The sequence below is a fragment of the Bryocella sp. genome (assembly GCF_058498515.1).
Genome location: NZ_JBMHYI010000070.1, coordinates 239,621 through 253,989 on the forward strand (window position 1 = coordinate 239,621; position 14,369 = coordinate 253,989).

At 63.2% G+C, this 14,369-nt stretch carries 14 protein-coding genes; 8 read left to right on the top strand and 6 right to left on the bottom strand.

Annotated features, from left to right (window positions below):
- Nucleotides 1–21: 21 nt before the first annotated feature.
- Nucleotides 22–876, top strand: coding sequence for a hypothetical protein (locus AC5E6W_RS21225; RefSeq protein WP_491754342.1), 855 nt, complete (start codon nucleotides 22–24; stop codon nucleotides 874–876).
- A gap of 132 nt (nucleotides 877–1,008) precedes the next feature.
- On the opposite strand, the gene AC5E6W_RS21230 is transcribed toward AC5E6W_RS21225, so the two are convergent.
- The 6 genes from AC5E6W_RS21230 to AC5E6W_RS21255 form a co-directional block, all read right to left on the bottom strand.
- Nucleotides 1,009–1,584 (bottom strand): hypothetical protein, encoded by a 576-nt coding sequence (locus tag AC5E6W_RS21230; RefSeq protein ID WP_491754343.1) that lies wholly within the window; start codon nucleotides 1,582–1,584, stop codon nucleotides 1,009–1,011.
- Between the two features lie 63 nt (nucleotides 1,585–1,647).
- Nucleotides 1,648–2,316 carry a peroxiredoxin-like family protein gene (locus AC5E6W_RS21235; RefSeq protein WP_491754344.1) on the bottom strand — a complete coding sequence of 223 codons (669 nt, stop codon included), beginning with the start codon at nucleotides 2,314–2,316 and terminating at the stop codon, nucleotides 1,648–1,650.
- 63 nt (nucleotides 2,317–2,379) lie between these two features.
- Nucleotides 2,380–2,949, bottom strand: a complete 570-nt coding sequence (locus AC5E6W_RS21240) for a KdsC family phosphatase (protein ID WP_491754345.1) — start codon at nucleotides 2,947–2,949, stop codon at nucleotides 2,380–2,382.
- Nucleotides 2,950–3,215: 266 nt separating this feature from the next.
- Entirely contained in the window at nucleotides 3,216–4,091 is an 876-nt protein-coding gene (locus AC5E6W_RS21245) for an N-acetylneuraminate synthase family protein (RefSeq protein WP_491754346.1), read from the bottom strand.
- A gap of 207 nt (nucleotides 4,092–4,298) precedes the next feature.
- Nucleotides 4,299–4,706 carry a cupin domain-containing protein gene (locus AC5E6W_RS21250; protein WP_491754347.1) on the bottom strand — a complete coding sequence of 136 codons (408 nt, stop codon included), beginning with the start codon at nucleotides 4,704–4,706 and terminating at the stop codon, nucleotides 4,299–4,301.
- 52 nt (nucleotides 4,707–4,758) lie between these two features.
- Complete coding sequence (locus AC5E6W_RS21255; RefSeq protein ID WP_491754348.1) at nucleotides 4,759–5,139, bottom strand: DUF4267 domain-containing protein; 381 nt, start codon at nucleotides 5,137–5,139, stop codon at nucleotides 4,759–4,761.
- A 118-nt stretch (nucleotides 5,140–5,257) separates the two neighbouring features.
- Here AC5E6W_RS21255 and AC5E6W_RS21260 point away from each other — a divergent pair, with 118 nt between their 5' ends.
- From AC5E6W_RS21260 to AC5E6W_RS21290, 7 genes are all read left to right on the top strand, one after another.
- Nucleotides 5,258–5,935 (top strand): TetR/AcrR family transcriptional regulator, encoded by a 678-nt coding sequence (locus AC5E6W_RS21260; protein ID WP_491754349.1) that lies wholly within the window; start codon nucleotides 5,258–5,260, stop codon nucleotides 5,933–5,935.
- Nucleotides 5,936–6,125: 190 nt separating this feature from the next.
- Complete coding sequence (locus tag AC5E6W_RS21265; protein ID WP_491754350.1) at nucleotides 6,126–7,511, top strand: ammonium transporter; 1,386 nt, start codon at nucleotides 6,126–6,128, stop codon at nucleotides 7,509–7,511.
- 51 nt (nucleotides 7,512–7,562) lie between these two features.
- Nucleotides 7,563–7,901: a P-II family nitrogen regulator gene (locus AC5E6W_RS21270; RefSeq protein ID WP_491754351.1), complete on the top strand. Its 339-nt coding sequence runs from the start codon at nucleotides 7,563–7,565 to the stop codon at nucleotides 7,899–7,901.
- 189 nt (nucleotides 7,902–8,090) lie between these two features.
- On the top strand, nucleotides 8,091–10,718 hold the full coding sequence (locus tag AC5E6W_RS21275; RefSeq protein ID WP_491754352.1) for a [protein-PII] uridylyltransferase family protein: 2,628 nt from the start codon (nucleotides 8,091–8,093) through the stop codon (nucleotides 10,716–10,718).
- A gap of 55 nt (nucleotides 10,719–10,773) precedes the next feature.
- Nucleotides 10,774–11,466 carry a hypothetical protein gene (locus AC5E6W_RS21280; protein ID WP_491754353.1) on the top strand — a complete coding sequence of 231 codons (693 nt, stop codon included), beginning with the start codon at nucleotides 10,774–10,776 and terminating at the stop codon, nucleotides 11,464–11,466.
- Nucleotides 11,467–11,590: 124 nt separating this feature from the next.
- A complete protein-coding gene (locus tag AC5E6W_RS21285) occupies nucleotides 11,591–12,199 on the top strand; it encodes an NADH-quinone oxidoreductase subunit B (protein ID WP_491754354.1) in 609 nt (202 codons plus the stop codon).
- A gap of 253 nt (nucleotides 12,200–12,452) precedes the next feature.
- The gene (locus AC5E6W_RS21290) at nucleotides 12,453–14,099 is read left to right on the top strand and encodes an OmpA family protein (RefSeq protein WP_491754355.1); all 1,647 of its coding nucleotides are present in this window, start codon (nucleotides 12,453–12,455) and stop codon (nucleotides 14,097–14,099) included.
- Nucleotides 14,100–14,369: the final 270 nt, after the last annotated feature.

Sequence of the window (14,369 nt, forward strand, 5' to 3'; positions counted from 1 at the left end):
GCTGGCAAACAAGGAGAGCGCATGAGCGAAACCGATCACGAGTATGTTGTGCAACCGAAGGCGCCTGCATGGCTTGTTGGGGTGGCTGTGGCTGCACTGATCGCTGCCCTGGGCTCGCTGGCCTGGGCACTCGGACTGCAGAACCACCTGACGCAGGCTGAGAAGAACCTGGCCGCGGCGAACCAGCAGAACACTGCGCTGGCGGACAAGATCGAGGACACCAATGAGCGCCTGAAGGCGCAGGGTGAGGCCCTCGGTCAGAGCGTTGGCCTGACGCAGAAGCAGTTGGAGGAGCGCTCCACAGAGTTGGTTGCGGCGCAGAGGACGGCGAACCGCACAGCCGCTGAGACTGCGGCTCTCAAGCAGCAGGAAGCTGCCACCGCCCAGCAGGTGGGCGCGGTGCAGACGGATGTCGCCAGCGTGAAGACCGACGTCGGTGGCGTGAAGACTGACGTGGCGAGCACTCAGGCCGATCTGGCTGCGACCAAGACGCAGCTGACCAGCGTGCGGGGCGATATGGGCATGATGAGCGGCCTGATCGCGACCAACCACGATGAGCTCCAGGAGCTGCGCCGCCGCGGCGAACGCAACTACTACGAGTTCACGCTCCACAAGGGACAGCCGGCGGCGAATGTCGGCACGATCAAGGTTGCGCTGAAGAAGGTCGACCCCAAGCGCTCGAAGTTCACCCTGGCGGTGGGCTCGGACGATCATGAGATCGAGAAGAAGGATAAGAACCTCGACGAGCCCATCCAGTTCTACTCCGGCAAGTCGCCGGCACTGTATGAGATCGTCGTGAACAACGTGAGCAAGAACGAGGTTTCGGGCTACCTGAGCACGCCGAAGGGTTCACCTACGCCGATCCAGGTTCCTTAGGGGCAGCAGAAGAGCAGAACAGCAGAACAGCAGAACAGCAGAACAGAACAGCTGAATAGTGGAAGAGCATAAGAGCAGAACAGAAGAGCCGCGCTGGTTGCGCGGCTCTTCTGTCTGTGTTGGTAAAAGAAGCTAGGGCAGGGGGACGGTCTGTGGATTCTGCTTGGCCAGGCGGATGGTGAGGGTTGCGGACTTCTTCGTCTTCCAGTCCTTTTCGGTGAGGCCGGGGAAGAGCAGCACCATCGTGCCTTCGCGGGTTTCGCCGGGCTCCAGACGCTCGAGTGAGAGAGGATGCTGCGTGAGCTGTCCGAGGTTGGGGAAGATCTCCGTGAGCCGCGGGAGGTCGCGTAGGGCGATGAGGTTTCCATCGGCGCTCTGGTTGTCGTTGGTGATCATCGTGGCGCTGGCGCCCATGGGGTCGAGTGGAATGCGGAGTGTGTCTTTGAAGCGCACCGTGGCGACGACGTAGAGGTTGTCCTCAGCCGTCTCGGTCTCGCCGATCACATGCATCGCTCCGGCAGAACCGCGGGGAGTCTTGCTGACCGTGTGGGGAGCGAAGAGGTCGGTGTGCTCGACGGAGAGCTCAGAGACATGGTGCGGGTTGAACCACACGACCGCAGCCACGATCGCGGCGATGGCAATCCCGGCATAGACGAAGTACTTGGCGCTGCTGGGCTGTTCTGGCGGCCCGAGGTTGAGGTCACTCATCGTTATCAGAATAGACGGGGACAGGATCGACGGAGTCGCCCATCTTGAGGCTTCAATGGGCTGTTACAGGGCGCGATCCAGGGCGTCGAGCACGGTCTGCGGGTCGGGACGGACGCGATGATCGGCGTGGGACTCGGAGAAGATGACCTCGCCGGAGCGGGCGATGACCAGCGTGGCTGGCACGGGGAGCTTCCAGCTCTCGTCGCCATTGAGGAAGGGGACGTTGACCAGGATGGAGCGGTAGTGGCGCTGCATTTCCACGGGAACGGTGTAGGCGACGCCGTAGGCGGTGGCGATGGCTGCGCCGGGGTCGCTGAGCAGGGGGAAGGTGAGGTTGTGGCGCTCGGTGGTGAAGGAATTCTGGCGAGGCACCTGGGGCGAGATGGCGACCAGCAGGGTATTGCGTGCACGCAGAACAGGATAGAGCTGCTCCCAGGTCTCCAGTTCGGTCATGCAGTAGGGGCACCAGCGGCCACGGAAGAACTTGATCACCAGCGGGCCGAGGGCCAGCAGATCGTCGCTGCTTACGGTCCGCTCGCGGGTGTCCTTCAAGGCGAAGGGCGGTGCTTTGGTACCCGGCGCTAGGACGCGATCCTCGATGCCTGAGGCAAAGAGCTCGGCTACCGCCTGATCGGCGATGGCGAGACGCTCCGGCTGCACGAGGCCGCGGGTGTTCGCGGTGATCTCGTCGAGACGCTCCTGCAGGGACGGGGCTGGTTGGGAAGACGGCATCGAGATGTTAGTGTATCGCCGCGTGCGGGGAGGGCGTGTGTGGGGTGTCACGCAACGAATGGCTTACTCGGGAGCGCGCATCTGGAAGACGTCGCGGGCGTCGAGCTGGCGGGCGGCGAGGATGGCGTCGGAGAGTTCCCGCACGGCGCCGTTGCCACCGGGCTTGGTGGAGGTGAAGCCGCGGTCGCTGACGTACTCGAGCACCTGGGTTGCGGCGGTTGACGGGCAGGCGCAGAGGCCGCAGACCTCCATCGCGAAGAGGTCGTTGATGTCGTCGCCGAAGAAGCAGATGTTCTCCAGCGGGATGTGGAACTGGACGCCGAGCTGGCGGACGGCGGCGGCCTTGTCGCGGGTGCCCTTGACGATGAAGGGGATGTGCATCTTTTGGGCGTAGCGGTCGATGTGGGGCGTGTCCTCGCCGCTGATGAGGGCGAGCTTGAGGCCGATGCGCCGGAGGAGGCTGATGCCCATGATGTCGGCGAAGCAGAAGGTCTTGTATTCTTCGCCGGAGGGTGACCACATGAGGGTGCCGTCGGTGAGGACGCCATCGACGTCGAAGGCGACGGCCTGAAGGGTCTGTAGGTGTTCGCGAAGACGGCGGGCGGCGCGGGTCTGTGTCGGGGTGGGAGCCATGGTCTGGGAAGAGTGTACGTGCTGGAGTCTGCGAAAGGCCGTGCCTCGAACGTGTCAACGACTGTGCCTCCTGCGGCTATGTTCCGCGCCAAGCCTTCCTGCCGGATAGCTTGGGCGTGGACGTCTCGCCGAGGATGATTGGACCGTTTCGGGCGGTGGATTCTTAACGCAAACGCCCGGCTTTTGGGCCGGGCGTTTGTTCAAAGATATTCCGATCGAGTTTCGAGTTCGGAGCTGCGGGTTTCGAGTTCGTCTTCGTCCGCCGCCTAGACGTGGGCGCCGACGCGGCGGAGCTTCTTCATGACGGGAATCTCTTCCTCGTAGACGCGCTTGATGCCGTCGCCCATGGACTGCTCGCAGAGGCGGATGTCGCGTACGAGGCGGCTGATGCCGTTGGGTTCGAGCGAGGCGGCCTGGTCCGAGCCCCACATGGCGCGGTCCATGGTGATATGGCGCTCCACACAGCAGGCACCGAGGACGGCGGCGGCTACCGAGGTGGGAATGCCGGTCTCATGCCCGGAGTAGCCGACGGGGATGCCGTAGCGTTCGGCCATGGTGGGGATGGCGCGCAGGTTGAGCTGCTCGTACTTGGCCGGGTAGGTCGAGGTGGTGTGCATGAGGACGAGATCTTCCTTGCCGAGGACGCTGACGGCGTGGTCGATCTCTTCGTAGGTGCTCATGCCGGTCGACGCGATGATGGGCTTGCCGGTCTTGCGGATGTGGCGGAGCAGGTTGTCATCGGTGAGCGAGGCCGAGGCGACCTTGTAGACCGGGGGATTGAACATCTGGATGAAGTCGACGGAGGCCTCGTCCCAGGGGGAGACGAACCAGTCGATTTTGAGCTGCTTACAGAAGGAATCGATCTCGGCAAAGTCTTCTTCGTGGAACTCGAGGCCGCGCTTGAGGTCGCCGTTGGTCGTGCCGAAAGGGTTCGGGCGCGGGGTGGCGAGTTCGGCTGCGGTGTAGACCACGTCGACGGTCCGCTTCTGGAACTTCACCGCGTCGCAGCCGGCGGCTACGGCCACGGAGATGAGGCGCTTGGCGAGGTCGATGTCGCCGTTATGGTTGATTCCGATCTCGGCGATGATGTAGCAGGGCTGGTTGTCACCAAGCAGCCGGTTGCCGATCTTGATTGTGCTCATAAAGCGCTCCAGGGGGTCCTCGGCGGGTACGGCAGGCCGGGGCCGGGTTATTGGCGGGGTAGTTGCGACGGCACAGGGCCGCCAGGCCGGTCGACGTGCCTCCATTGTTACAGCAATCCTAAGACGTCGCTTACCTGTCTGGACCGGAATAATGTGGAAGGTCTTGGTACACGTCTAGCGGCTTAGATGCGGTTGTCAGACAATGCGTTACGACGGATCTAGCCGAAATTCGGACCTGTCGGCGGCCTGGCGCAGGTAGCTGTCGTCCTTGTTGATCCAGTCCTGCCGGGGTGGGGCGAAGATGTCGTAGTCGATGGTGTCTTCGAGGGCTTCGGCGGAGTGGGGAAGGTTGCCGGGGATGACGAGGATGTCGCCAGCGCGGACGATGTGCTCGGCGGGATTGGACTCGTCGCCGAGCAGGAACTTGAGCGCTCCTGTCTCGATCCAGGAGATCTGCTCGTTGGGGTGGGAGTGGCGCGGAACGAGGCAGCCTTTCTTGAGCTCGAGGCGGGAGAGCATGCCCTGGGAGCCGGTGACGAACTGGCGCTGAAGCAGGGGATTCAGGGTCTCGACGGGGACGTCGGACCAGCGGGTGTGTTGGAGTTCTTCGGCCATGCGGATGAGGGTATCGCGGGGGAGACGAGGCTGTCGCGAGACCTTTTTACTCTCAAGCGGAGTGAAGGAGGAGGATGCCGACTAGCAGCATGACAGCGCAGGTGAGGCCGTGGATGGTAAAGGCGGCCGACTTCGAGCCGCCGGAGCCAAGGACGATCGACATATCTCCGAAGGGGATGATGGCGAAGGCGAGAAAGACGAGGCCCAGGTTGCGCTTGTCCGAGGTCAGCATGAGGGTGAGCACGACGAGGCCGGAGGCGACGTCGCGGATGCCCTTGAGGCGCAGCCAGGCGAGAGTATCGGCGTCCTGCGCGGGCGGCTTGAGGCCGAAGGAGCGTGAGATGGTCTGCGGGGCGATGAGGTAGGAGGAGCCGATGAAGAGGACTCCGGCGGCGATGAGGGCGGCGAGAATGAGGGGGACGGCGTTCGGCATGATGTTCTCCAGTGATAGAAAATATAGCAACGCTAGTATTGATGTCGCTCGGACGTGTGGGATTCAGTTTCGGCCGCAAAAAATAGCAGCGCTATACTTTCTATCGAAGGTGATGGGAATGGCACGCAGGCAGGCGGTGGTGGAGGACGAGGCGGGGGCAGGGAGTCCAACGGCAAGAAACCGGATCGCGGAGCGAAAGCTGCGGGACCGGGAGGCCCGGCGGGCGCAGATTCTCGAGGCGGCACGGCGGATTGCGGAGTTGGAAGGCTGGCCGAGCGTTACGGTGCGGCGGCTGTCCGACGAGATTTCGTATAGCCAACCCGTCCTGTATTCGCACTTCGGCAGCCGTGAAGGCATTGTCGCGGCGGTGGCGATCGAGGGCTTTCAGGAGCTGGGTGTGGCCCTGGAGAAAGCCCGGAAGCGGGTGAGGAGCGGAAGTGCGGTTGAATCCGTTGCGATGGCCTACCTGGAGTTTGCGGCGTCTTCCCCGGCGCTGTACGAGGCGATGTTCTCGCTCGGCCTGAGTGTGCCGTTCGATGATGCGGGCACGCCGGCGGAGCTGCGATTCGCCTTTGCACAGCTACTGGAGATGTTTCCGGGGGACGGCACAAGAGCTGACGTGTCGGCGGAGTTGTTCTGGGCGAGCCTGCACGGCGTCGCAGAGCTGACGAGGACGCGACGATTTCCGCGGAGCCGTCAGCGAGAGAGCGTGAAGTTACTGGGGAGCTCTTCACGTAGCGCGGCTGAAGTGCCGTACACGTCTCCGCGTGGCGGTTGGGGCGGGGCGAAGTGTTGATGTACAGTAAACGCAACTGGTTGACATCGAGAGGATCGAACCGGGCCGTGTGGCGGTTTCGGGAGAGGTCTATACAAAATGAGCGTGTGCCCACGGGGCGCAACCGCCGACGTGACTTTCCTTGTTGTCCTTAGTTTGTTGCCGCTGTTTGTTGACTGGAATCGCGAAGGGGATTGGAACGATGGGCAGGATGGGGAAAAGGTTGATGACGGGCTGTACGGCGCGCGCGGCGCTGGGCCTTGCGGCACTGGCTGTTACCGGAACGGCGCTGGGACAGGCCCCGTCGTCGCATCTGACGATCGACCCTGCCAGCGCGATTTCGAATGGCGATAACGCGTGGATGCTGGTCTCCGCGGCGCTGGTGCTGATGATGAGCGGCCCGGGCCTGGCGCTGTTCTATGGCGGCCTGGTGCGGAAGAAGAACATCCTCGCAACGATGATGCAGACCTTCGCGATGATGGCCGTGATCACGATCCTGTGGGCGCTGATGAGCTACTCGCTGGCCTTTGGCGAGGGGAATGCGTTCATCGGAGGCTTCCAGTATGTCTTCCTGCATGGCGTGCCGCTGACTCCGATCCACGACTATGCGCCGACGATCCCCGGGCAGACGTTCATGGTCTACCAGATGATGTTCGCCATCATCACGCCGGCGCTGATTACGGGCGCGTTTGCGGAGCGGATGAAGTTCTCGGCGATGCTGGTGTTCCTGGTGCTGTGGTCGATCATCGTGTACTCGCCGATGGCGCACATGGTGTGGGGCTTTGGCGGGTTCCTGAATGCTTCGTTGGGCGGCAAGGTGCCTTGCCTGGACTTTGCGGGCGGCACGGTGGTGCATGTGACTTCGGGCGTGAGCGCGCTGGTGACGGCGCTGTACCTGGGCAAGCGGCTGGGGTATCCGCAGAAGCCGATGCCGCCGCACTCGGTGGTGCTGAGCTTTATCGGCGCGTGCCTGCTGTGGGTTGGCTGGTTTGGGTTCAACGCGGGTTCGGCACTGGCGGCGGGATCGCTGGCGACCTCGGCGTTCGTTGCGACGCACATGGGCGCGGCGGCGGCGGCTATCGGCTGGCTGGCGGCGGAGTGGGTTCGCAACGGCAAGCCTTCTGCGCTGGGTGGAGTCTCGGGCTCGGTGGCTGGCCTGGTGGCGATTACCCCGGCTTCGGGTTTCGTGACGCCGATGGGAGCGATCTGGATCGGACTGGCGGCGGGAGTGTTCTGCTTCTTCATGGTCGTGAAGGTGAAGAACATCTTTGGATACGACGACTCGCTGGACGCGTTTGGTGTCCACGGTGCAGGTGGGACGCTGGGAGCGATCCTGACGGGGCTGTTCGCGCAGTCGGGGATTAACCCGATCTTTGGCGCGGGCAAGGCTACGGGTTTCTTCGAGGGGAATCATGGCCAGGTGGTGAACCAGTTGATCGGTGTGGCACTGGCGTGGGGCATCTCGATTGTGGGTACACTCGTTATCCTCTTCGTTGTTGATAAGCTGATCGGGCTGCGCGTGAGCGAAGACGAAGAGCGCGAAGGTCTTGACCTGACTCAGCATGGCGAGGAAGGGTACGACTTCGACGCGGCTTAGAGACAGGGCCAAGGGATCAGGGCGAAGGGCCCAGAGAGAAGCGAGAGTGCGATGACGAAGATTGAGGCGATAGTTCAGCCCTCGAAGATGGAAGCGGTGAAGGACGCGCTGGTCGAGGCCGGCGTGGCAGGCATGACGATCTTCGAGGCTCGCGGCCACGGCCGACAGAAGGGTCACACGGAGTTCTACCGCGGGCGGGAGTACGCGGTGGATCTGCTGCCCAAGGTGAAGTTCGAGCTGGTGGTTTCGGACGAGATGAAGGATAAGGTCGTAGACACGATCATCAATGCGGCTCGGACGGGGCGCATTGGGGATGGCAAGATCTTTGTCTCGAAGATCGATGAGGCGATCCGGATTCGGAATGACGAGCGCGGCGAAATCGCGCTGTAGGTGGAGTGGCCGGGCCTAAAGGCCACATCTGTTGGCAAGAGGGGACCGCGGGCTGAAGCCCGCTGCTACTCCAAAGGCGGCTACTACACCGAAGACCGCAGCGCCTCCGAAGGCTGGGGGTGCTCCGGTGAGACTCAGGCGCATCAGGGCTAGCAGCATTTCAAGCGACGAGGAGGCACGGCGACGGACGTGGAAGCCAACCGGGGTCGCGACCCGCGGGAACCTGCTGCGGAGGGCCTGCGCGCAGAGTACGACAGGCGCATGGGCGAGATCCGGCGCAGCTTTGAGGCGGGCGGCGATGGGCTGGCGTGCACTCGCGAACGCACGGTGCTGGTGGATGAGATTGTGCTGCGGTTGTGGGCCAAGGAAGTTGAGGCCGACCCGCAGTTAGCCAAAGGAATTGCGCTGTTCGCGACGGGCGGCTATGGCCGCAGCAATCTGTATCCCTGCTCGGACATCGATCTGCTGATCTGCGTGGAGAAGGGCCAGCTGACGCGGGCCAAAGACCCCATTCGGCGGGTGTCGCAAGGACTGTGGGACTGCGGGCTGGAGGCTGCGCTGGCGACTCGGCAGCCGGGCGATTGCGAGAAGTTCGAGGCGACCAACCCGGAGTTCACGCTGTCGTTGCTGGACCTGCGTGCGCTGGGCGGCGATCCGGCGATGATCGAGAAGCTGGAGCAGCGTACCGACGCGCGGCGATGGGCGAAGGAAGCGAAGACGATCGGCGCGGAACTGATGCGGCTGACGCGGGAGCGGCATGCGAAGTTCGGCAACACGCTGTTTCACCTGGAACCGAACATCAAGGACTGCCTGGGTGGCCTGCGCGATGCGAATGTGTGCCACTGGCTGGCGAAGCTGCGTGCGGGCTCGGGCTGGAACGGCGCCGAGAACGATGAGCTGACGGAGGGCGTGACTTTCCTGGCGGCGGTGCGGTGTTTTCTGCACTACCGGCATCATCGCGACGACAACACGCTGGACTGGCGGGCGCAGGATGCGGCTGCGGAGGTGGGCGTCGGGCTGGGGCGGCCGCACTCGGTGGACACGGCGTACTGGATGCGGGCGTACTTTCGTCATGCGCGGCTGATTCAACGGCGGCTGGAGCGGGAGATCGAGGCTTCGGGGCTACGGCTGGATGAGAAGCCGACGAAGAAGATCAAGCCCAAGGGTGGCGAAGGCTTCAAGGTGGGCAAGGGGCAGATCGAGCTCGACAAGCCCACGGCCAGCGGCGATCCGGCAGAGAGTCCTCCTATGGTGCTGGCGGCGTTCGGGGCGGTCGCTGCGAGCGGAATGCGGCTGAACTGGGAGAGCGAGGAGCGCATCAGCGATGCGATTCCGATGCTCTCGATGGAGCTGGAAGAGGGCGCGGACCTGTGGAAGCGGCTGGGGGCGATCCTGGTGGGGCGGTATGCGGGCGAGGCGTTGCGCGCGATGCATGCGCTGGGCCTGCTGGAGCTGATCCTGCCGGAGTTCCACGGCATCGACGCGCTAGTGATCCGCGATGCGTATCACCGCTACACGGTGGATGAGCACACATTTGTGCTGATCGATACGCTGCATGGGCTGGCGGACGATCCGGGGCCGGGAGCTCCGGACTGGCGGGTGAAGTTCCGGCAGATGCTGCGCGAGCTGCATGCACCGGCGCTGCTGTATCTCGCGGCGCTGATGCATGACACGGGCAAAGGCCGCGCGGGTGACAACCATGCGCTGGAGAGCGCGCGCATGACCGATGGCGTGCTGCAGCGGCTGGAGCTGGACAGCCATGACGGTGGGCTGGTGCGGCGACTGATCGAGGTGCATCTGGAGATGTCGGCGGCGCTGCGCCGCGATATCTTCGACGCCGAGACGGTGCGGATCTTCGCGGCGAAGGTGCAGACGCATGAGTTGCTGCGGATGCTGACGCTGTTCACCTATGCGGATATCTCGGCGGTGCATCCGGATGCGATTACGCCATGGAAGGCCGAGAACCTGTGGCGGCTGGAGATGCGGGCGGCGAATCAGCTGGATCGTACGGTGGATGAGGTTCGCGTGCACACGGCGGGGGGAGCGGTCTGGAAGACCAGCGAGGACCGCGTGGCAGCGGTGCTGGGCATGGCGAGCCTGAACCGGCCAGCGGTTGTGGCGTACCTGGAGGGCTTTCCCGAGCGCTACCTGCAGACGCGTACGCCGGGGGAGATCATCCGGCATTTCGCGCTGACGCAGCATTTTGATAAGGAGCCGCTGCCGCTGGAGTTCCATCACGGCGACCCGATCAGCGAGGTCACGCTGGTGACGCGCGACCGACCGAGGTTGTTCGCGGGCATTGCGGCGGCGCTGGCGGCGTGGGGCATGAACGTGGTGACGGCGGATGCGTTTGCGAATGCTGCGGGCGTGGTCGTGGACAGCTTCCGGTTCACGGACAGCTTTCGGACGCTGGCGTTGAATCCTGCCGAGCGGGAGCGCTTTGTCGACAGCCTGCGGAAGTTGATCGACGATCCCGTGGCGCGGGAGACGATGCTGCGGGCGCGGGGGCGAGGCCGCCGCAGGGCTCCGCGCGTACCCGTGGTGACGGCTGTCGAGTTCCACGATGCCATGCCGTCGCAGAGCACATTGATGCAGGTGATCGCGCAGGATGTCCCGGGGCTTCTGCGGGCGATCAGCCAGACGCTGAGCGATCTTGGGTATAACGTGGAGGTCGCGCTGATCGACACCGAGGGCGAGATGGCGATTGACGTCTTCTACCTCACGCGCAGTGGAGCTCCGCTGTCGGACGAGGCGAAGCAGGCCCTGCGCGAGGCACTGGTAGCTGCGATTGCGGTGAATGCGGAAGGGACGACGTAGCGGGATGACGTTTCTGAAGACGAGGGCCGGGCTTGTAGTGGGCATGATGTTGTCGATGGGATCGGTACCGCCTGCCTGGTGCGGTACGCCGCCACCCGCCAAGGTCAGCGCCGATTGCTCGCAGGTGAGGATCGAGACTCAGGTCACCGAGGGGCACAGCTTCGAGCAAGTCTTTGCGCTGGGGCCGGGCGGAGGGCTGAAGCTGGTGGTACAGGCGCTGGCCCCGGGATGGATCGTGCGGGTCGTACCGTCGGCTGGGTCGTGGGGAGATCACGACTGGGCGGAACTGGCGACGCCACCATATCTCTCGCCGAATCCGTTGCTGATTTCGACGGACTTTGCATTTCGGGCGCAGGATGCGATTGCGTGGAACCCGCGGCATTTCCGCTATGCGGGATCCGATGCGGCCTATCGAAGGATGCTGGAGCTGTATCCGAGGCTGATGAAGAACGATGCCGGCGCAATGAGCGAGCTGGGACGGCTGACGATCGATCAGCCGGAGGGAGAGGTGCGCATCCTCGATGCGACGCTGGTTCCGGGGACGGCGGACCAGTGGCGCATGGCCGCGGCGGTGGCGTCGCACCTGGAATCGACGCCGCATGAGGTGGCCCAGGGAAGGGCGCCGACGAAGCTGGGGGAGCTGGTTTCACTGCGTCTGAGGTTAACGTTGGAGGTTCCAAAGGGGTTCTCGGCGGCAAAAGGGTTGGCTACGATAAAAATTCCGTGTGCATCCCGACCAACCGACTGAAATCAGCGTGCATCGGATGAAACATACGCGGTTGATGTAGGAAGAGCGTTTGCGCGGAAAGCAAACGCCCGTTCCGGAGGATTTGCATACGGAGATGGCCACATCGCTCCGTATACTTGATGGCATGAGCACCGATTTCGAACAGACGACAACGAACGGACGGCCTTCGCCGCTCAAGGACCGGTACCTTTTCGGCAATCTCGAGAGCTTCGGGATGAACCGCGAGAAGGTGCAGGAGGTTAACTGGGGCTCCGACCAGCCCGAGGGCGTGGTTCTCGCCTCCGTGGATGCGGCGATCAACTGGGTCCGTAAGAACTCGATCTGGCCGATGACGTTTGGCCTGGCGTGCTGTGCGATCGAGATGATGTCTATGGGTGGGTCCCGCTATGACATCGCGCGCTTCGGCGCGGAGGTTTTCCGCCCCAGCCCCCGGCAGAGCGACCTGATGATCGTCGCCGGACGGGTGTCGCAGAAGATGGCGCCGGTGATCCGCAGGCTGTATGAGCAGATGCCGGAGCCGAAGTGGGTGATCTCGATGGGCGCTTGCGCTACGTCGGGCGGAGTTTTCAATAACTACGCATTGCTGCAGGGCGTGAACCAGGTAATTCCGGTGGATGTCTATGTTCCCGGATGCCCGCCACGTCCCGAGCAACTGCTGTACGCGATTACGCTTCTACAGGAAAAGATTCAGGCGAGCCGGGGAACAATCCGCCAGACGCTGAACCTTACTTGACAGGGGCTCCGGGCGGGTCTGGGAAGGCTTGTTCCGGTCACAACGAAGTTCGCTGCGCTCATGGTTTTACGTCCATGCAGAGCAGCGTTGGATGGATCAAGATTGTTGCGTACGACTGCAATTTTGTTCCGCATACTTGAATCAACTGCTGTACACTTTTGTGGAAATCAACCGATCGAATAGCGGGACCGACGTAAGGGGAACCCGCAGAACAATTTACAGGAACACGTTTCACTCAGTGGAGGATTGTCGAATGTCTCAACGCCATCTTCGCAGTATCGGCTGGCAAGCGCTGGCCGTATGTGCGGTCAGCTTGGGGGCTGCTAGCCTGAGCGCGCAGACCGCGCCGTCCGCAGCAACCGGTCCCAATCCTTCGCGGATCGATATTTTTGCGGGCTACTCGTATTACGGTGCGCACGGCTCGGTTAAGCCTGCCAACATCAATTACTCGTCGGTGGACGAGGGAGCTTACCTGAGCGGCGCTTACTACTTCAACAAGTATGTGGGTGCTGAGATTTCGGGTGCGGCCCACCCGAATGGCCAGAACGATTCGGTTTACGGCTACCAGGCCGGCCCGATCTTCCGCGCTCCCATGCAGAATTTCACGCTTTTCGCGCATGCGCTGGCTGGCGCCGCTTATGTGGCTGGCCCGAACAGCGACAATCCCGCGACCTTCGAGCACGAGCCTTATCGCTGGGGCCCGACCCTGGTTGTGGGCGGCGGTATGGACTATGACCTGCCGTTCTTCAACCACCGCTTCGGTCTGCGCCTGTTCCAGGCTGACTACCGCTACTTCCACGAGGACTTTGGCCCGACCGCTTCGATCCCTGTGACCGGAACTCCCTGGCTGGGCGGACGTGCGAATGTCGGCGCGGCTGAGCTCTCGACCGGGTTGCTGGTGCACTTCGGCCACATCATCCCGCCGCCGCCCGTGCAGTATGCCTGCTCGGTTACGGCTCCGACGGGCACCATCTACCCCGGCGACGTGGTGACGGTGACCGGCACGGCGTCGATGCTCGACCCGAAGAAGACCCCGACCTATAGCTGGGCGGGCGATGCGGGTCCGGTTTCGAGCACTTCGAACGTAGCCAGCATCGACACCAAGGCTCTGTCCGCCGGCACCTACAAGGTGACGGGTCACGTCTCTGAGGGCAACAAGCCCGGCCAGATGGCGGACTGCTCGACGAGCTTCACTGTGACGGCCTTCCAGCCGCCGACCGTGAGCTGCTCGGCCAACCCCTCGACCGTGATGCCGGGTGATCCCTCGACCATCACTGCGAGCGGCATGAGCCCGCAGAATCGTCCTCTGACCTATAGCTACTCGGCGACTGCCGGCTCCATCAACGGCAGCACGTCGACGGCGACCCTGGCGACCACAGGCGTTGCGCCTGGCACCATCACGGTGACCTGCAACGTTGTGGACGACAAGGCTCAGACGGCCTCGGCCCAGACCTCGGTCATGGTCCAGGCTCCGCCGGCTCCGCAGGCTCCTAGCACCAAGAGCCTCTGCTCGATCTCGTTCGATCGTGACATGAAGCGTCCCACCCGCGTAGACAACGAGGCGAAGGCCTGCCTCGATGACATCGCGCTGGCCGCTCAGCAGGACTCGAGCTCCAAGCTGGCTATCGTCGGCAGCTCTGCTCCAGACGAGAAGATGGCTGACCACAAGGCTGCCGAACGTGCCGTGAACGAGAAGGAATACCTGGTCACGGATAAGGGAATCGACGCATCGCGCATCTCGGTGTACACCGGCACTGCCGGCACCAAGAGCTCGGCGACGACCCTGATCCCGACTGGCGCTACCTTCGACACCACGGGTCTGACCCCGGTCGACGAGACTGCGGTCAAGGCGATTCCTCGCACGGCGCCACCGATGAGGAAGCACCACCACAAGAAGTAGTCTTCTACGGACAAAGGCAACAGCCGGCGGGACTCCCGCCGGCTGTTGCTATTTGTGGGAGAGAGGAAGCAGGTTTCCGGAAGTTTGCTCTCATGCAAACCCGTTTCCCTGCATCCAAACGGAGGAAGGCTACGTTCTCTCAGCAGCAGGATGTACCGCAGGCCATGCGGCCGCAGGCGGTTGAACCAAGCGAGAAAGGGACGACTGAACCCCAGCCGCAATACGAGCGGCATCGATCAAGGTAACCTTGTATCGGAGAGGTTCAGCAAA